Here is a 17,776-nt window from a genome sequence, read left to right as displayed (position 1 = left end):
ACATGGATTTGCGGCGGTCGCTCACGCGGACCCCGCTCGAGAAGAGTACCCGGGGTGGTGCGCGGTCATCGCCACCGGGCAGGGAGTGCACCAGCAATGGTGGAAAACAACAAAAACGACGAAACCCCCAGAAAGCGGACCCGGTTGTTCGGAGGACGCCGCAAGACTGCCGAGCAGTCGGCGCCCGTGCCTGAGCCATCGGCCCCCGCGGTAGACCAGACCCCGGTCGAGCCGACTCCGGTCGAGCCCACGACCATCGAGGAGACCGCGGTCGAGAGCGCGCCGGAACCGGTCGACACGGTCGCCGAGCCCGAAGCCGCACCTGCGGCGACGGCCGCTCGCAGACGCAGCCGCGCCACCACCCCCGCCGCGAGGGCCGCTAAGGCGACCGCAGCTGCGGAGGTAGCGGATGCCGACGCCGGCGACACGGACGTTTCGAACACCGTCCAGACGGATGCCGCCGCGACCAGCACCGCTGAATCGTTCGACCAGCCGGTGGCGCTCGTCGCCACCAGCACCACGTCGCTGCTGTTCCACGCCCCGCCGCCCATCGTCGAGGCCCCGTCGCGCGCCCCGCAGGTCGACGACGAGGACGACGAGCCGTCATCCTCCCGCAGCCGGCGCCGCCGCCGCAGCGGCGACGAACCGCGTGACGGCGATGACCAGCCTGGCACCGTGGTTCGGGTTCGACAGCCGCGCAAGCAGCCCGAACCGATCACCGAACCGCAGAAGATCAAGGGCTCCACCCGCCTGGAGGCCAAGAAGCAGCGCCGCCGTGACGGGCGTGACGCCGGACGTCGCCGCCCGGTCATCACCGAAGCCGAGTTCCTGGCCCGCCGCGAGAGCGTCGACCGGGTCATGGTGGTGCGTTCCAAGTTCGGACGCATCCAGATCGGCGTGCTCGAAGACGGAGTGCTCGTCGAGCACTACGTGGCCAAGGCGCAGGATGCCTCACTGATCGGCAACGTCTACCTCGGCCGGGTGCAGAACGTGCTGCCCAGCATGGAAGCCGCGTTCGTGGACATCGGACGCGGCCGCAACGCCGTGCTGTACTCCGGCGAGGTTGACTGGGATGCCGCCGCCGCGGAGGCCGACAACAAGAACCAGGCCCGCCGCATCGAGCTGGCGCTGAAGCCCGGCGACAAGGTGCTCGTGCAGGTCACCAAGGACCCGATCGGTCACAAGGGCGCCCGGCTCACCAGTCAGGTCTCGCTGCCCGGCCGCTACCTCGTGTACGTGCCGAACGGCTCGATGAGCGGCATCAGCCGCAAGCTCCCGGACACCGAGCGCACCCGACTGAAGAAGATCCTCAAAGAGGTGCTGCCAGATGGCGTCGGCGTCATCGTACGCACCGCCGCGGAGGGTGCCACCGAAGAGCAGCTCACGCTGGACGTCAACCGGCTGACCGCCCAGTGGGCCGAGATCAGCCGTCAGGTGGAAACCGTCAACGGGCCCGCCATGCTGCACTCCGAACCGGACCTGCTCGTCAAGATCGTGCGCGACGTCTTCAACGAGGACTTCCACAAGCTGGTCATCGAGGGGGATGACGCGAGTCAGACCATCGAGGGCTACCTGCGTGCCGTGGCGCCCGACCTGCTCGAGCGGGTCGAGAAGCACACCTCTGAGCGCGACTCCTTCGACGAGTACCGCATCAGCGAGCAGATCGAGAAGGCGCTCGACCGCAAGGTCTGGCTGCCGAGCGGTGGCTCGCTCGTGATCGACCGCACCGAGGCGATGACGGTCGTGGACGTTAACACCGGCAAGTTCGTCGGATCCGGGGGCAACCTGGAAGAGACTGTCACCAAGAACAACCTGGAGGCCGCGGAAGAAATCGTGCGTCAGCTGCGGTTGCGCGACATCGGCGGAATCATCGTGGTCGACTTCATCGACATGGTGCTCGAGACGAACCGCGACCTGGTGCTCCGCCGCCTGGTGGAATGCCTAAGCCGTGACCGCACCAAGCATCAGGTGGCGGAGGTCACCTCGCTCGGCCTGGTGCAGATGACCCGTAAGAAGCTCGGCCTTGGCCTGATCGAATCGTTCAGCGAGCCGTGCGACACCTGCGCCGGCCGCGGCATCATCATCCACCACGATCCCGTGCTGAAGCACCGCGCCCCGCAGCAGCAGGAGTCATCCGGCCGCGGCCGGCGTGGCAAGGGCAACGGTGGCAACGGCGGCGGCAACCAGCAGGCTGCCCAGCAGCAGGCACCCGCAGTCGGCAACGGCACCCACGCGATCACCGAGGACGTGCGCCACGCGCTTGCTCAGATTGCCGCGAGCACCGTGCAGCACCCGACCGAGGCTGCCGAGTCCGCGACATCCGGCAAGCAGACCCAGCTCGAAGCGATAGCCGAGACCGCTCGGCACGACGCGAAGAGCGACTCGGAGAAGGTAGCGGCGGCCGAGGCCACCGTTGCCATCCTCGACATTCCGGTGAAGAAGGCGTCGCGCCCGTCACGCAAGATCAGCACGGCAGACGCCGAGCAGATCCTGGGCTCGGTGCTCGAGTCGCTGCCCGAGCCGAAGCAGCCGGGGCAGGGCCGCACCCGCACCTCACGTCGGGCGTCATCGTCCGGCGGAGCGCCCGGCTCGATCGGCTAGACCGGCACGACACCCGCTCGCGCTTGAGCTAGGGCTGGACCTAGCGCAGGCGGGGGCGCTTGTCGCGCTGCTTGACCCTCAGCCCGCTGGCCTCGAGCCGGCGGGCGAGGTCAAGCCCGCTCACCGGAACGGCGCCCTGCCGCACCAGCTCGTCGTACTTCTCGGCCGGCACGTCGTAATGGTCGTGGTCGAACGCGCGCTCGGGGATACCCGCGGCGCGCGCGAACCGGTGCAGCTCATCCAGTGACGCGTCGCTCACCAGATGCGCCCAGAGAGTGTCGTGGGCGGGCCAGCGCGGCGGATCGATGAGCACGGTCATGCTGCACGAGTCTAGGCAAGCGTCGGCGAATTCAGGTGGCGGCGTCGACACGGCGCCGGATCGTGCGGGAAACCCCGCTGAGCTTTGCTACCATAGACAGTCTTGGCAGGCTGGTTCCACGACGGACATCGGCCATGCGTAGCTTCGGTCGGCGCTCCCTCCCAGGAGCCTCAGGCGAGGTTTGACCGCGGTGCCATCATCGAGTACTCTTGACCGTTGGTGTGCGCTGGGCTGTGTCCGCGCTAGGCGCCAAGAGATTTCCTCTGAAAAGTAAGGGTTACAAGTGGTTTACGCAGTTGTGCGCGCCGGTGGTCGGCAGGAAAAGGTCGAGGTTGGTTCGATCGTTGTTCTTGACCGCATCGCGGCTGACAAGGATGGCAACATCGAGCTGGCACCCGTGCTGCTCGTCGATGGCGACACGATCACGCACGACGCCAAGTCGCTTGCGAAGGTCAAGGTCACGGCCGAGGTTCTGAGCGACCTCCGTGGTCCGAAGATCATCATCCAGAAGTTCAAGAACAAGACCGGTTACAAGAAGCGCCAGGGCCACCGCTCGGAGCTGACCCGCGTCAAGATCACCGGCATCAAGTAACTAGGGGCTGAGAAATGGCACATAAAAAGGGCGCATCGTCCACTCGTAACGGTCGCGATTCCAACGCTCAGCGCCTCGGCGTCAAGCGCTTCGGCGGCCAGGTCGTCGGCGCGGGCGAGATCATCGTCCGCCAGCGCGGCACCCACTTCCACCCCGGCGTGAACGTCGGACGTGGCGGCGACGACACGTTGTTCGCTCTCGAAGCGGGCTCGGTCCAGTTCGGTACGAAGGGTGGCCGCAAGGTCGTCAACATCGTGACGGCTGCAGTCACCGTCTAGTTTTCAGATTTATCACCAGGGGCGAGCTTCGGCTCGCCTTTGGCGTTTCAGCAGTAACAACCAGAGAAGGAGCGGTGCCATGGCCACGTTCGTTGACCAAGTGACCCTCCATTTGCGCGCAGGACACGGCGGTAACGGCTGCGTGTCCGTGCGCCGCGAGAAGTTCAAGCCACTGGCCGGCCCCGACGGCGGTAACGGCGGCCACGGTGGCGACATCGTTCTGGTCAGCGACCCGCAGGTCACCACTTTGCTCGGCTACCACCGCGCCCCGCACCGGTCCTCCGCCAACGGCGGATTCGGCATGGGCGACCACCGCAGCGGGCACCTGGGTGAAGAACTGGTGCTGCCGGTTCCGGTCGGCACGGTGGTGAAGGATGCCGCGGGCACCGAACTGATCGACCTCAGCGAACCCGGCATCCGCTTCGTCGTCGCGCCCGGCGGCATCGGCGGACTCGGCAACGCGGCGCTGTCATCGACGAAGCGCAAGGCCCCCGGCTTCGCCCTGCTCGGCACGCCCGGCTGGGAAGGCGACGTGCAGCTTGAGCTGAAGACCGTCGCCGACGTGGCTCTGGTCGGTTTCCCGAGCGCGGGCAAGTCGAGCCTGATCGCCGCGATCTCGGCGGCGAAGCCTAAGATCGCGGACTACCCGTTCACCACGCTGCATCCGAACCTGGGCGTCGTCGAATCCGGCTCCACCCGATACACCGTCGCCGACGTCCCCGGCCTGATCGAGGGTGCCAGCGAGGGCAAGGGCCTCGGGCTCGAGTTCCTGCGTCACGTCGAACGCTGCACCGCGCTGCTGCACGTGCTCGACTGCGCCACGCTGGAACCCGGCCGCGACCCGATCAGCGACCTCGAGGTCATCCTCGGCGAGCTGGCGGCCTACCCTGTACCAGAGGGCCAGATCCCGCTGCTCGAGAGAGAACAGCTGATCGCCCTGAACAAGGTCGACGTGCCAGAAGCAAAGGACCTCGCAGAGATGGTCCGTCCGGAGCTGGAGCGCCGCGGATACCGGGTGTTCGAGATCAGCGCCGCCAGCCATCAGGGGCTCAGGGAGCTCTCATTCGCCCTCGCCGAGATCGTGGACGCTGACCGCGCCGTGAAGGCGCAAACCCCCGTGGTGCCGCGCATCGTGCTGCGCCCGCGCGCGGTGAACGAAAAGAACTACGTGGTCAAGGTGGAGGGCGGCACCTACGGCAACGTGTACCGCATCCTCGGCGAGAAGCCGGAACGCTGGGTCGCCCAGACCGACTTCACCAACGACGAGGCCATCGGCTATCTCGCCGACCGGCTGGCGAAGATCGGCGTCGAGGACGAACTGTTCAAGTCGGGGGCCGTCGCCGGTTCCACCGTCGTGATCGGTCCGGGCAACGGCATCGTGTTCGACTGGGAGCCCACACTCACCTCCACCGCCGAGCTGCTGACCAGCCCCCGCGGCTCCGACCCGCGACTGGACGCGCTGAACCGGCCGACCCGCGGACAGCGCCGCGACGCGTACTTCGAGCGGATGGATGCCAAGACCGAAGCGCGCGCCGAGCTCGCGCGGGAGCGCGACGCCGGGATGTGGACCGACGACGACGGATTCGAGATCGAAAGCGAGACGGATGATTGAGCCTCGGCTGACCGAGACGGTGACCACCACGGTCGAGAACGCCAGCGAGCGGCCTCGGCCGGCGGTCAGTCGTGAGCGAGTGCTGACGGCGCGCCGCATCGTCGTCAAGGTCGGCTCATCCTCGATCACCGGCGACAACGTCGGCCAGATCGGGCACCTCGTCGACGCCCTCGCGTCGGCGCACGCCCGCGGCGCAGAGGTGATCCTGGTGTCCTCCGGCGCGATCGCGTCCGGCCTGCCGTTCCTCAAATTGGACGGACGGCCGAGCGACCTTGCCACCCAGCAGGCCGCGGCGGCGGTGGGACAGAACGTGCTGATCTACCGCTATCAGGAGAGCCTGCGTCGGTACAGCATTGTGGCCGGGCAGCTGCTGCTGACCGCCGGCGACCTGGAGAACCCCACGTCGCACAGCAACGCGCAGCGCGCACTGGAGCGACTGCTGGCTCTGCGCATCCTGCCGATCGTCAACGAGAACGACACCGTGGCCACCCACGAGATCCGGTTCGGTGACAACGACCGGCTCGCCGCCCTCGTCGCCGAACTCGCGAAGGCCGACCTGCTGGTGCTGCTGAGCGACGTCGACGCGCTGTACACCAAGCCCCCGCAGCAACCCGGCGCGGTGAAGATCACCGAGGTGCCGTTCGACGACGACCTCTCCAGCGTCGAGCTCGGCGACATCGGCTCCGCCGGGGTCGGCACCGGGGGAGCGGGCACCAAGATCGCCGCGGCCAAGCACGCTGCGACCCACGGGACTCCCGTGCTGCTGGCGTCGACCGCGGAGGTCGCCGCAGCGCTCGGCGGCGAACAGGTCGGCACCTGGTTCGAGGCGGCACCGGTCGCCCCGCATGCCGGATAACATCGAGTTATGCCTGACATCGCCGTCGCCGCGCCCAGCCTCACCGACAAGCTGAAGGCCGCGCGCGTCGCCTCCCGAATCCTCGCCGGATCCACCACCGCCCAGAAGAACGCGGCGCTGCACGCCATCGCCGCGGCGGTGCGCGAGAACGCCGAGCGGATCATCCCGGCCAACGAGCTGGATCTGGCCAACGGACGCGAGAACGGCCTCTCCGAGGGCCTGCAGGACCGGTTGCGCCTCGACGCCGCCCGGCTCGGTGGACTGGCAGACGCCGTCGAGCAGATCGCCGCTCTCGTCGACCCGGTCGGGGAGGCGGTGCGCGGCAAGACGCTGCCGAACGGCTTGCAGATCTCGCAGGTGCGCGTGCCGTTCGGTGTGCTCGGTGTCATCTACGAGGCCCGGCCGAACGTGACCATCGACATCGCCGCGCTCGCGCTCAAGAGCGGCAACGCCGTGGTGCTGCGCGGCGGATCCGCGGCGGAGAACACCAACCGGGTGCTCGTCACCCTGATCCAGGAAGCCCTCACCGCAACCGGACTGCCCGCAGAGGCGGTGCAGACCATCGATGAGTTCGGTCGCGACGGCGCAACCCAGTTGATGCAGGCCCGCGGTTACGTGGACGTGCTGATCCCGCGCGGCAGCGCCAACCTGATCGACGCCGTGGTGCGTGAATCGAAGGTGCCCGTGATCGAAACCGGCGCTGGGGTCGTGCACATCTACATCGACGAAAGCGCCAACAAGGAGTGGGCGGTCGACATCGTCCGCAACGCGAAGGTGCAACGGCCGAGCGTGTGCAACGCTGTCGAAACGGTGCTCGTGCACGCCGGCGCGGCAGAACGGCTGCTGCCGGAGGTGCTGCAGGCGCTGCGCGAGTCGGCAGTGACCGTGCACGGCGACGACGCCACCCTGAGGCTGTTCCCGGACGCGGTTGCAGCAACCGAAGACGATTGGTCGACCGAGTACATGTCGCTGGACGTCTCGGTCAAGGTCGTCGACTCCCTCGACGAGGCGATCCAGCACATCCGCCGGTACTCGACCGGGCACACCGAATCGATCATCACCAACGACCTGGCGAACAGCGACCGATTCCTCGCCGAGATCGACTCCGCGGTGGTCATGGTGAACGCCTCGACCCGCTTCACCGACGGTGGCGAGTTCGGTTTCGGTGCCGAGGTGGGGATTTCGACCCAGAAACTGCACGCGCGGGGCCCGATGGGGCTCGGCGAGTTGACCAGTACCAAGTGGGTTGTGCGCGGATCCGGTCAAGTTCGCGGCTAGACTCGAGAAAGACTTGAACGGAGATTCAACCATGTCGCTGCTCGCTACTGTCGTGACCGCTTCCGAGGGCCACGAACTCGCGCCACTGTTCGCCCCGGCGCCCGTTATTGCCGGCGGCATCGCGTTGCTGTTCATCGTGCTCGCGATGGTGACCTTCAGTTACCGTGACGTGGCCAACCGCCACAGTGCCAAGTCAGCGAAGCGCGGTTCCCAAGCCGGCCACCACTAGGTTGCCCGTCGATGGCTGAGACCGTCGCACGACGGCCGCGCATCGGCGTCATGGGTGGCACCTTTGATCCGATCCACCACGGCCACCTCGTGGCCGCGAGTGAGGTGCAGCAGCAGTTCGACCTCGACGAGGTCATCTTCGTCCCCACCGGACGACCGTGGATGAAGACCGAGATCACCTCGGGGGAGCACCGCTACCTGATGACCGTGATCGCCACCGCCTCGAACCCACGCTTCACCGTCAGCCGTGTCGACCTGGAGCGCAAGGGCGCCACCTTCACCATCGACACCCTGCGCGACGTGCGTGCCGAGCGACCAGACGCCGAGCTGTTCTTCATCTCGGGGGCCGACGCCATCGCCCAGATCTTCGAGTGGAAAGACATGGAGGAGCTGTGGGCGCTCGCCCACTTCGTGGCGGTGTCGCGTCCGGGGCACAACCTCAGCATTAGCGGTTTGCCCGAGCAGGGCGTAAGCTCTCTGGAGGTTCCGGCGCTGGCCATCTCGTCCACTGATTGTCGGAACCGTGTGAATCGGGGATTTCCAGTGTGGTACTTGGTGCCCGACGGTGTAGTGCAATACATCTCGAAGCACCATCTCTATCGGAGTAACAGGTGACGGTGTATCAGGATCGACCTCCGCACAGCAGGCGTGCCGCGCGGGAGAACGAACGAATGAACGCACCGCAGCACGAGACTCTCGATTCAGGCGCGCGTGCGTCGAACCACCCCGAGCCAGACAGCGAGCGGCGCGACAATACCCGCCCCGCCGGACTGCCCGCCCCCGTCTCCCACGTAACCAGCACCATCCAACAGCCCGGCTACCGGGCCCGTGACTTCAGCCCCGAGGCCGCACGCTCGACCACAGCGCTCAGCACCGCGACATCCGTCGATGCCAGCCCGCTGACCTACCACACCCAGGCCGCCGCGCCCGTGCTGACGGCTGTTCCCGGGCTGCGCAAGGTTGACGCGCCTGCTGCCGAAGCCCCGGCCGCGACCGTGTCGGAGGCTCCGGCAGCCGATCCCTCTGAGGCAGGGCTGACCCGACGCGAACTGCGCGCCCGTCGGCAGGCAGAGGAGGCGGCGAGCCGCCCGGCCCCCGCCCTGATTGAGCCAGAACAGCCGGCCCCGCACACGCTCGGCGCCGTGCCGATCTCGCGGATCCCGGAGACGGTCGTACCGGAGGCACCGGCTCGCCCGACGCCGCCGGCACCCGCACCCGCATCGCCCGCACTCGCACCGGCGGTCGCCGCACCGATAGCACCCGCTGTGCCGCCGGTAGTGATCGCCGCGCAGGCGGTCGCACCGACCGTTATCCCGGCCTCCGCGCCGGCATCCGCACCCACCCGACCCGCGCCCGCGGCTCCGGTTCCCGCGCCGGCCGCGCCGGTGTCGCGCGTTCCGGTCTCGGCCGAGGCAACCCGCGTGCTCCCGACCACGCCGTCGCCGAGCGCCGCCGAACTGTTCGAGCAGATCATCCACGATGGCGGCGGCTCACATCACACCGCGAACGCACTCGTGATGCCCACCGTGCCCACGCACGCCGACCTGCCGCGCTCGCTCGACGGGACCGGCGAGATCCTGATCACCGGCAGCATGGACCTCAGCCGCGGCTACAGTGCGATTCCTGGTCACCGCCCGATCCTTGACGACATCGAGATCGACCGGCTGATCGACGCCGAAGACCACGAGATCGGCACTACCGACTCCGTTCCGGTGCGCGCCAGCCACGCCATCAGCACGCACACCGCCACGCGCGGCATGATCCAGGCCAAACGGCCGAGCGGCGGCAACAAGATGCTCGCCGTGCTCGCCATCACCGCATCCGCCATGGCTGTTGTCGTGGTGGGCCTCGTCATCCTGGGCGTTGTCAGCGGCATTTTCTAGACGGGTTTCCGTCATGACCTCTTCCCGAACTCTCCCCTTAAGGACCCCGTGACTGCATCTGCGCGCGCAATCGAACTTCTCCAGGTCGCGGCTGCGGCCGCCGACAGCAAACAGGGCGACGATCTCGTTGCCCTCGATGTGAGCGGCCCGCTGCCCCTCACCGACGCCTTCCTGCTCGTCACCGGTCGCAACGAGCGCAACGTGCTGGCCATCGCCGGTGAAATCGAAGACAAGATGATCGAGGCCGGGGCAAAGCCCCTGCGCCGCGAGGGCCGCTCAGAGGGCCGCTGGGTGCTGCTCGACTTCGGCGACATCGTGGTGCACGTCTTCCACGAGGAAGACCGGATGTACTACGCCCTCGAACGCCTGTGGAAAGACTGCCCCGTCGTCCCGCTCGAGTTGCCAGTGCACGGCTCCACCGAGTCCTGACCGCCGGCACTGCACGACAGTGCCCGCCCGCACAGAAAATTTCAGGCATTTGTGATCTCCGTTAGCCACGTTTCCAAGACCTACGGGTCAGGCGACTCCGCAGTCGCCGCGCTCAGCGACGTCAGCCTGGAGGTGGCAGAAGGCGAGGTCTTCGGCGTCATCGGCCAGAGTGGCGCGGGTAAGAGCACCCTCGTGCGCCTGATCAACCTGCTCGAGCGCCCCGACAGTGGCACGGTCACGGTTGACGGGCAGGAACTCACCACACTCACGAGCGGCGAGCTGCGATCGGCCCGCCGCAACATCGGCATGGTCTTCCAGCACTTCAACCTGCTGAGCGGTCGTACCGTGCTCGCCAACGTGGAGCTTGGCCTCGAGATCACCGGCGTGCCCGCTGTCGAACGACGAGGCCGCTCCCTCGAGATCCTCGACCTGGTCGGTCTCGCGGCCAAGGCCGCCTCGTACCCCGCTGAGCTCTCCGGAGGACAGAAGCAGCGCGTGGGCATCGCCCGCGCCCTCGCCGGCAACCCGCGCGTGCTGCTGTCTGACGAAGCGACATCCGCCCTCGACCCGGAGACCACCCGGTCAATTCTCGAGCTCATCAAGCAGCTCAACCGTGAACTGAATCTGACGGTGCTGCTGATCACCCACGAGATGGATGTCGTGAAGAGCATCTGTGACTCCGCGGCCATGCTCGAGGGCGGCCGAGTCATCGAGCAGGGCAAGATCGTCTCGCTTATCTCCACCCCCGGCTCGCGTCTCGCCCGTGACCTGTTCCCGCTCGGGCAGATCCCGCCGCACGATGGCGACACCATCATCGACATCACCTTCAGCGGCGGATCCGCCGACCGTCCGGTGATCTCGCAGCTTGCCCGCACTTACGGGCTCGACATCAGCATCCTCGGCGCCGCGATCGAAACCATCGGCGGCAACCAGGCCGGGCGCACCCGGCTCCAACTGCCGGGGTCAGCCCAGACGAATGCGGCAGCGATCGAAGATCTGCGCAGTCAAGGTCTGCTCGTCGAGGTTTCCGGAGGTGCCGCATGATCGATCCGAACGCTCCCGGGTTCTGGGCGGAACTGTTCGAGGTCCTGCTCATCGCCACCGGCGAAACGCTGTACATGGTGTTCTTCGCCCTGCTCCTCACCGTGCTGATCGGCCTTCCGCTCGGCGTGGTGCTGGTCACCACCGAAACCGGCGGAATCCTGGAGAAGCCGTTCGGATCCCAGCCGGTCGGCCGGATCCTGAACCGCGTGCTCGAGTTCGTGGTGAACCTCGGCCGCAGTGTGCCGTTCGTGATCCTCATGGTCGCGTTGATCCCGTTCACCCGACTGGTTGTGGGCACCTCGATCGGCAGCACGGCCGCGATCGTGCCGCTGTCGGCGGTCGCCATCCCGTTCTTCGCCCGCATGGTGGAGATCGCGATAAAGGAGGTCGACGCCGGACTCGTGGAGGCGGCGGAGTCGCTCGGCGCCACGCGCTGGCAGATCATCAGCAAGGTCCTGGTGCCGGAGGCGCTGTCACCGATGATCCTCGGCCTCGCGACCACGGTCACCTCGATCATCAACTTCTCCGCGATGGTCGGTGTTGTGGCCGGCGGCGGGTTGGGCTCGGTGGCGCTCCGCTACGGCTACCAGCGGTACAGCGTCATCCACATGATCACGGTGATCATCATCATCTTCGTGATCGTCATGGTTTTGCAGGGCATAGCAGCGCGGCTTGCCCGGCGGTTGGCTCACCGGGGCAGTGCCTCTGCGACGACAGTCCGAGACAAGATAGCCGCTGACGTCCCCGCGTGACCGGGGCGGCGCTGCCGCCCCACCACCCGCGCCCGAAGTCAGCATCACGGGCACGGTCAACCTCCACCACATGAAAGAAGCAATCATGCAGTTCACTGTTCGCAGCAAGCGCCTTGCTGGTGCCGCTGTTGCCGCAGCACTCACCGTTTCACTGGCCTCCTGCGCATCGACCTCGTCCACCGAGTCCGACGCGCCGACCGACGGCAGCCTCGGCACGATCAACGTCGGCGCCCTCGCGGTCCCCGCTGGTGAGCTGCTCACCTGGCTCGACGAGAACGCTGCCGCCGACGCCGGCCTAGACATCGAGTGGACCGAGTTCACCGATTTCAACACGCCGAACACGGCGCTGGCGGAGGGCTCGATCGACGCCAACCTGTTCCAGAACGAGACGTTCCTGAAGAACTACAACGAGGCATCCGGCACCGACCTGGTCAGCGTAGGCGAGGTTTACCTGCCGGTCGCCGCGTTCTATAGCGATAAGGTCACCTCGATCGACGAACTCGAGGACGGCGCGAAGATCGCGATTCCGGATGACCCGACCAACGAGGGCCGTGCGCTCGAGATGCTGGCCGCAGAAGGCCTGATCGAGACCACAGAGCATCCCACCGTGGTCGCTGACATCACCGACAACCCGCACGACTTCGAGTTCGTCGAGGCCGAGAACGCCTCGCTGCCGGGTGTGCTGCCCGACGTCGACGCCGCGTTCGTCACGATCTCGTTCGCCCTCCCCGCCGGCCTGAAGCTCGACGACGCGATCCTGGTCGAGGGCCAGGGCAGCAAGTACTTCAACGTGCTGGCCACTACCTCCGAGCTGGAAGACGACCCGCGGGTGCAGAAGCTCTACGAGCTGCTGCTCTCCGACGAGACGCAGGCGTACATGGAAGAGACCTACGGCGACCAGATGATCCCGGTCGCGAAGTAGCCTTCCGGATGCCCCGAGCCACCTCGGCTCGGGGCATCCGCCGTCCGGTGTTCATGAGTGCCTCAAGGATGTAGTAATCTAGATGAGTTGCTTCTACGGAGGCAGCACCGAAAGGGTCTGTGGCGCAGCTGGTAGCGCACCTGCATGGCATGCAGGGGGTCAGGGGTTCGAGTCCCCTCAGATCCACCCAGAAGCCCCGGAATCTCACGATTCCGGGGCTTTGCTCGTTAAACCCAGGCGCCTAACCTAGCCGCCGAGCAACAGCAGCAGCGAGTGGTAGACCACGTACACGGGCCAGACGATTGCTTGCAGCAGTCCGAGAACCACGCCCCAGAATGAGCCGTCCGAGACCGAGACGAAATAGATCGCGGCGGGGCCATGTGAACCTCCTCGGGTCGACATCGCGTCGCCAGCGTCAATCTAGAGCGATCCGGCCGGGCGGGCGAGCCCCCAGTCTGCTTATGCCGGGATGATCGGCGGCGCGGGCAGTTTGCGCACCTTGGCGCGGCGCCGACGGCGGTTGGGGATCATCGATCGCATCTCTTCGAGCTTGCCGAAGCAGAGCAGCCGGTCGCCGGCCTGCAGCACCTCACTGCGACGCGGGTTCGGGATCACCTGCGTGCCGCGGTGCAGGGTCAGCACGGTGATGTCCCGCTCCGACAGGCCGGACTCGCCGAGCGCCTGACCGACCACGTCGGCCGCGCCATGCACGAGGAGCTCGGCGACACCGTAGCCGGTCGAGACGGCGAGCCGCTGGCGCACATCGATGTCGGGGAAGGCGACCTCGTTCGAGATGTAGTCGATGATCGCGCCGGCCACGTCGAGCTTGGTCGCGGACTCGATGCCCTGCAGGCCCGGCGACGAGTTCACTTCCATCACCAGCGGCCCGTCCTCGCCCTCGAGCATGTCGACACCGGCGACCTTGAGCCCCATGATCTGCGCAGATCGCACCGCCGCCCGGGTGTACTCCGGGGTCAGCTCGACCGGTTCGACCGAACCGCCGCGGTGCACGTTCGACCGGAACTCGTCACCGTTCGCGCTGCGCCGCATCGCGGCGACCACCCGATCGCCGACGACGAGGGCACGGATGTCGCGGCCCCGGCTCTCGGCAATGAACCGCTGAATCAGCACGTTCTGGTTCGTCGAGTGCAGGGTTTCAATGATCGCCTCGGCGACCTTCGCCTCCGGCGCGAGGATCACGCCGATGCCCTGGGTGCCCTCGAGCAGTTTGATCACCACGGGCGCGCCCCCCACCCGCTCGATCGCCGGGCGCACGTCGGCCCGATTGCGCACGAACGCCGTCGCCGGCATCCCGATATTGTGTCGGGACAGGATCTGGGTCGCCCGAAGCTTGTCGCGTGCGTTACTGATGCCGTTCGAGGTGTTCGGCGTGTAGACGTCCATCTGCTCGAACTGGCGCACCACGGCGGTGCCGAAATAGGTGATCGAGTTGCCGATCCGCGGCAGGATAGCGTCGTAACTGGACAGCGGACGCCCGCGAAAGTGCAGGTCGGGCTCGGGTCCGGTCAGGTCGATGGCGAAGCGCAACGTGTTCAGCACCTTGACCTGGTGCCCCCGCTGCACGGCCGCAGCGCGCAGGCGCTGCGTGGAATACGAATGCGGCGCTCGCGAAAGAATAGCCAGTTTCATGAACGCCCCTGAGAAGATAGTGGAATGAGACAACCTCCCCATTCAAGCACCATCGCCGGATGGCGCGAGTGGGTGAGCCTGCCGGGAATCGGCGTGCCGTGGATCAAGGCGAAACTCGACACCGGCGCCCGCACCTCGACGATCCACGCGTTCGACGTCGAGGTGACAGGCGACGCCGACGCCGGCACCGAGCGGGTGCGGTTCTGGGTACACCCCTGGCAGGATTCCGACGACGACGCCGTCAGCGTCGAGTGCCCGATCCACGACCGGCGCACCGTGCGCAGTTCCTCTGGGCACGCTGAGGAGCGGATCGTCGTGCTGATGGATGTCGCCATCCTGGGGCGCACCGTGACCGCCGAGATGACCCTGAGCAACCGGGACTCGATGGGTTTCCGCATGCTCATCGGGCGGGAGGCGTTGCGGAAGAGCTTCATCGTCGACCCCGCGATCTCGTTCGTCGGCGGACGAGCCCCACGCCACGTGCGCCTCATCAATCGGGGACGCTAGCAACACCATTCGGGCCAGCTGCGAGAATGGTCGGATGATCACCGAACACGCGCTGCTCCCGGTGCGGCCCGGCCAGGAGCACGAGTTCGAAGCGGCGTTCGACCGCGCGCGGCCGATCATCTCCGTCATGCCGGGATTCCGCACCCTCACCCTGTCGCGATCGATGGAGACGCCCAGCACCTACCTGCTGCTGGTCGAGTGGGACAGGCTGGAAGACCACACCGTCGGGTTCCGCGGCTCACCCGAGTACCAGGATTGGCGCGCGCTGCTGCATCACTTCTACGATCCGTTCCCCGTCGTGGAGCATTACACCCGGGTGACAGCGGTTACGTCGGTCTAGGTATCCCGATACTGTCGGTTCGTGGCATCGGTGGCACGCGTCGGAATCTCCGGGTGGAAGTACCCGCCGTGGCGCGGCACGTTCTACCCGCCGAAGCTGCCGCAGCGCAAGGAACTGGAATACGCCGCGCAGCATCTCGGCACCATCGAGATCAACGGCACGTTCTACTCGCTGCAGAAGCCCGACTACTTCCGATCCTGGGCAGACCAGACGCCGGACGACTTCATCTTCGCGGTGAAGGGCGGCCGGTACATCACCCACATGCGGCGGCTGGTGGGCGTGGAGGAGGCACTCGCCAACTTCTTCGCCTCCGGAGTGCTGGCGCTCGGGCCGAAGCTGGGCCCGATCCTCTGGCAGCTGCCCGCCACCCTCGGCTTCGATGCCGCGGTGCTCGAGCGCTTCCTCAGCCAACTGCCGACGAGCACCGGGCAGGCGGCATCCCTGGCGCGTGGCCATGCCGCCCTCCTCGACGGCCGCGCCTTCACCACACCGGCCGCCGACCAGCCGCTGCGGCACGCCATCGAGGTGCGCAGCCACAGCTTTGACACGCCAGCGTTCTTCGACCTGCTGCGACGGTACGGTGTGGCCTCCGTGGTCGCCGACACCGCAGGGAAATGGCCGAGGCTGACCGCGGTCACCACTGACTTCGTCTACGCCCGCCTGCACGGCGAGACGGCGCTGTACGAGAGCGGGTATGACGATGCCGCACTCGACCGTTGGGCGGTCACCGTGCGCGGCTGGCTCGCGGACGGCGCCGACGCCTGGATTTATTTCGACAACGACGTGAAGGTGCGGGCCCCGTATGACGCGATGGCGCTGGCCGAGCGGCTGGATGCCGGGCAACCGCGATAATGGGGGGATGCTTGATCCGGCCTCCCGTTGTCCGTGCCTGAGTGGCGAGAGCTACGGCGAGTGCTGTGCACCATTTCACCGAGGGGATGCCGTGGCCCCGACCGCGCTGCGGCTGATGCGCTCGCGCTACTCGGCGTTCGCGGTCGGCGACGCGGACTACCTGCTGGCCACGTGGCATCCGCGCACCCGCCCGGCGACCCTGCAGCTCGACCCTGACCAGCGCTGGTACCGGCTCGACATCGTGGCGACCGAGCGCGGCGGCCTGCTGGACACCGACGGCACGGTGGAGTTCACCGCGCGCTCGAGGCTGCACGGCGAGGCCGCCGTGCAGCACGAGGTCAGCCGGTTCGTGCGCGACGGCCGACGCTGGGTGTACCTCGACGCCGCGTAGTGAGCCGCGGCAGGCCTACAGTTTCTCGATGCCGGAGCTGATGATCACGACTCCGACGAAGATGACCAGGATGAAGATCAGGTTCGTGCTGTTGTCGATGATCCATTCGCGCATGGAGTTCAGCGGCTCTCTCGTTCGCTCGGGCTGAGCAAGGTGGGCCACCGTAGGTGCCGCCACCGTAGAGATGCCGATGAGGGTGAATATCGCGATGACGATGAGGGTGTTCGCCAGGCTCAACGATGCATCACCGATGACGACGGATGCCGCAATCGACAGGATCAGATTTTTGGGGCGAAGGGCGAGTAGGAATCCGAATGCCAGGGCGCCCGGCGCGTTCAGCCTGCCGACCTTGGCCATCCATTTCGGGGTGACGTGGGACGCATGGTGAACACGTCGCCGAAATCGGCGTATCGAGTATGCGATCAGTGCCGTGCCCACCAGGATCCTCACGATTCCCGCGGCCGTATCGTCCCCGGTGCGCGAGGTCAATGACGCCAACCCGAAACCCAAGGTGAACAGGCCGAGCACCGCGCCGACCCCGAACGCCCACCCGACCAGAAGCGCAACGCTCACCACGGGCCTCGCGGGGGACAGCAGGATGAGCAGCGCCGTGATGATGGGCACCGAACTCAGCGCGACGGCCACTGCCAGGGGCAGGATTTGGCCGATGACCGAAGTCATGACGATCGCCGTTCCGTGACCCCGCGCTTGACGGCCTTACGCCTCACCCTCCCGGTGGGTGCTCGGACCGATCATGCGCGCAGTGCTTTTGCCTTGAGCGACTCAAACTCGGCTTGGCTGATCGACCCAGAATCGAGAAGGGTCTTGGCCTTGGCGATCTCATCGGCCGAGCTTGAACCGGCGACCTCACGAATGTACGTGTCAGTTTCTTCCCGGTTTTGGGCCACCTCACGGCCGTACCGTTCGCTCATGCTGCCGCCGCGGGCGATCACGTAGACCAGCACCGTCAGGATGGGCAGGAAGATGAGGAAGAAGATCCAGACGGCCTTGAGCCACCCGCTGAGATTGTGGTCGCGGAAAATGTCTGCCACGACCGCGAACAGGGCGAAAAGATACGCGATGAAGATGTAGGCCCAGAAGAACCAGACGAAAACGCTCCAGATGTCACTCCAAAAGTCCATGAGCCAACTCCCTTGTTGCCACCGCTCTAAGAGGTACCTGCACTTGCGTGAACAGGCTAGACCCAATTTGACAGACAATCTATAGTCTGTTATGTGGCGC

General features: G+C 66.7%; 22 protein-coding genes and 1 tRNA gene. 18 read left to right on the top strand and 5 right to left on the bottom strand.

Translation table 11 applies throughout. The features are described 5' to 3' along the window. Positions 1-96 precede the first annotated feature (96 nt). Positions 97-2,601, top strand: a complete 2,505-nt coding sequence (locus HCT51_RS09690) for an Rne/Rng family ribonuclease (RefSeq protein ID WP_166873279.1) — start codon at positions 97-99, stop codon at positions 2,599-2,601. Between the two features lie 40 nt (positions 2,602-2,641). Here the strand turns inward: HCT51_RS09690 and HCT51_RS09685 are convergent, their stop codons facing one another. Beyond that, positions 2,642-2,920 (bottom strand): DUF4031 domain-containing protein, encoded by a 279-nt coding sequence (locus tag HCT51_RS09685; protein WP_166873276.1) that lies wholly within the window; start codon positions 2,918-2,920, stop codon positions 2,642-2,644. 283 nt (positions 2,921-3,203) lie between these two features. Between HCT51_RS09685 and rplU the strand changes: the two genes are divergently transcribed. The 13 genes from rplU to HCT51_RS09620 all read left to right on the top strand — a co-directional run bounded on the left by rplU (position 3,204) and on the right by HCT51_RS09620 (position 12,980). Continuing rightward, positions 3,204-3,512, top strand: a complete 309-nt coding sequence (gene rplU / locus HCT51_RS09680) for a 50S ribosomal protein L21 (RefSeq protein WP_166873273.1) — start codon at positions 3,204-3,206, stop codon at positions 3,510-3,512. Positions 3,513-3,526: 14 nt separating this feature from the next. Next, entirely contained in the window at positions 3,527-3,790 is a 264-nt protein-coding gene (gene rpmA, locus HCT51_RS09675; RefSeq protein ID WP_166873270.1) for a 50S ribosomal protein L27, read from the top strand. Positions 3,791-3,869: 79 nt separating this feature from the next. After that, positions 3,870-5,402 carry a GTPase ObgE gene (obgE, locus tag HCT51_RS09670; protein WP_166873268.1) on the top strand — a complete coding sequence of 511 codons (1,533 nt, stop codon included), beginning with the start codon at positions 3,870-3,872 and terminating at the stop codon, positions 5,400-5,402. Beyond that, positions 5,395-6,258, top strand: a complete 864-nt coding sequence (gene proB, locus HCT51_RS09665) for a glutamate 5-kinase (RefSeq protein ID WP_166873265.1) — start codon at positions 5,395-5,397, stop codon at positions 6,256-6,258. Before obgE ends, proB begins: the two co-directional genes overlap by 8 nt. A 9-nt stretch (positions 6,259-6,267) precedes the next feature. Continuing rightward, the gene (locus HCT51_RS09660) at positions 6,268-7,536 is read left to right on the top strand and encodes a glutamate-5-semialdehyde dehydrogenase (RefSeq protein ID WP_166873262.1); all 1,269 of its coding nucleotides are present in this window, start codon (positions 6,268-6,270) and stop codon (positions 7,534-7,536) included. A 31-nt stretch (positions 7,537-7,567) separates the two neighbouring features. Next, positions 7,568-7,765 carry a hypothetical protein gene (locus tag HCT51_RS09655; RefSeq protein WP_166873259.1) on the top strand — a complete coding sequence of 66 codons (198 nt, stop codon included), beginning with the start codon at positions 7,568-7,570 and terminating at the stop codon, positions 7,763-7,765. Between the two features lie 11 nt (positions 7,766-7,776). After that, the gene (gene nadD, locus HCT51_RS09650) at positions 7,777-8,379 is read left to right on the top strand and encodes a nicotinate-nucleotide adenylyltransferase (RefSeq protein WP_166873256.1); all 603 of its coding nucleotides are present in this window, start codon (positions 7,777-7,779) and stop codon (positions 8,377-8,379) included. A gap of 56 nt (positions 8,380-8,435) precedes the next feature. Beyond that, entirely contained in the window at positions 8,436-9,647 is a 1,212-nt protein-coding gene (locus tag HCT51_RS09645; protein WP_166873253.1) for a hypothetical protein, read from the top strand. Between the two features lie 48 nt (positions 9,648-9,695). Then, positions 9,696-10,076 (top strand): ribosome silencing factor, encoded by a 381-nt coding sequence (gene rsfS / locus HCT51_RS09640; protein ID WP_166873250.1) that lies wholly within the window; start codon positions 9,696-9,698, stop codon positions 10,074-10,076. Positions 10,077-10,127: 51 nt separating this feature from the next. Continuing rightward, positions 10,128-11,120: a methionine ABC transporter ATP-binding protein gene (locus HCT51_RS09635; RefSeq protein ID WP_166873247.1), complete on the top strand. Its 993-nt coding sequence runs from the start codon at positions 10,128-10,130 to the stop codon at positions 11,118-11,120. Beyond that, positions 11,117-11,872 carry a methionine ABC transporter permease gene (locus HCT51_RS09630; protein WP_166873244.1) on the top strand — a complete coding sequence of 252 codons (756 nt, stop codon included), beginning with the start codon at positions 11,117-11,119 and terminating at the stop codon, positions 11,870-11,872. Before HCT51_RS09635 ends, HCT51_RS09630 begins: the two co-directional genes overlap by 4 nt. Before the next feature lie 85 nt (positions 11,873-11,957). Continuing rightward, complete coding sequence (locus HCT51_RS09625) at positions 11,958-12,794, top strand: MetQ/NlpA family ABC transporter substrate-binding protein (protein WP_166873240.1); 837 nt, start codon at positions 11,958-11,960, stop codon at positions 12,792-12,794. A 113-nt stretch (positions 12,795-12,907) separates the two neighbouring features. Then, positions 12,908-12,980 (top strand) — tRNA-Ala (locus HCT51_RS09620). A gap of 60 nt (positions 12,981-13,040) precedes the next feature. Here the strand turns inward: HCT51_RS09620 and HCT51_RS09615 are convergent. Together HCT51_RS09615 and HCT51_RS09610 are read right to left on the bottom strand one after the other, a co-directional pair. Beyond that, the gene (locus HCT51_RS09615) at positions 13,041-13,196 is read right to left on the bottom strand and encodes a hypothetical protein (protein ID WP_166872996.1); all 156 of its coding nucleotides are present in this window, start codon (positions 13,194-13,196) and stop codon (positions 13,041-13,043) included. Between the two features lie 57 nt (positions 13,197-13,253). Next, positions 13,254-14,444 carry a RimK family alpha-L-glutamate ligase gene (locus HCT51_RS09610; protein WP_166873236.1) on the bottom strand — a complete coding sequence of 397 codons (1,191 nt, stop codon included), beginning with the start codon at positions 14,442-14,444 and terminating at the stop codon, positions 13,254-13,256. A 24-nt stretch (positions 14,445-14,468) separates the two neighbouring features. Between HCT51_RS09610 and HCT51_RS09605 the strand changes: the two genes are divergently transcribed. The 4 genes from HCT51_RS09605 to HCT51_RS09590 are packed head-to-tail and all read left to right on the top strand — an operon-like array spanning position 14,469 to position 16,534. After that, on the top strand, positions 14,469-14,951 hold the full coding sequence (locus HCT51_RS09605; protein ID WP_166873233.1) for an ATP-dependent zinc protease family protein: 483 nt from the start codon (positions 14,469-14,471) through the stop codon (positions 14,949-14,951). Positions 14,952-14,985: 34 nt separating this feature from the next. Next, positions 14,986-15,291 carry an antibiotic biosynthesis monooxygenase family protein gene (locus tag HCT51_RS09600; protein ID WP_166873230.1) on the top strand — a complete coding sequence of 102 codons (306 nt, stop codon included), beginning with the start codon at positions 14,986-14,988 and terminating at the stop codon, positions 15,289-15,291. A 21-nt stretch (positions 15,292-15,312) separates the two neighbouring features. Continuing rightward, the gene (locus HCT51_RS09595; protein ID WP_166873228.1) at positions 15,313-16,143 is read left to right on the top strand and encodes a DUF72 domain-containing protein; all 831 of its coding nucleotides are present in this window, start codon (positions 15,313-15,315) and stop codon (positions 16,141-16,143) included. 7 nt (positions 16,144-16,150) lie between these two features. Next, positions 16,151-16,534, top strand: a complete 384-nt coding sequence (locus HCT51_RS09590) for a YchJ family protein (protein ID WP_166873224.1) — start codon at positions 16,151-16,153, stop codon at positions 16,532-16,534. A 15-nt stretch (positions 16,535-16,549) separates the two neighbouring features. Here the strand turns inward: HCT51_RS09590 and HCT51_RS09585 are convergent, their stop codons facing one another. Together HCT51_RS09585 and HCT51_RS09580 are read right to left on the bottom strand one after the other, a co-directional pair. Then, entirely contained in the window at positions 16,550-17,215 is a 666-nt protein-coding gene (locus HCT51_RS09585; RefSeq protein WP_166873221.1) for a GAP family protein, read from the bottom strand. A gap of 71 nt (positions 17,216-17,286) precedes the next feature. After that, the gene (locus tag HCT51_RS09580; RefSeq protein ID WP_166873218.1) at positions 17,287-17,676 is read right to left on the bottom strand and encodes an SHOCT domain-containing protein; all 390 of its coding nucleotides are present in this window, start codon (positions 17,674-17,676) and stop codon (positions 17,287-17,289) included. Positions 17,677-17,776 lie beyond the last annotated feature (100 nt).

The organism is Salinibacterium sp. ZJ450 (assembly GCF_011751885.2).
Lineage (GTDB): Bacteria > Actinomycetota > Actinomycetes > Actinomycetales > Microbacteriaceae > Ruicaihuangia.
Note: the sequence above shows the minus strand (reverse complement) of the source record. Positions and strands in the feature narration are given on the sequence as shown.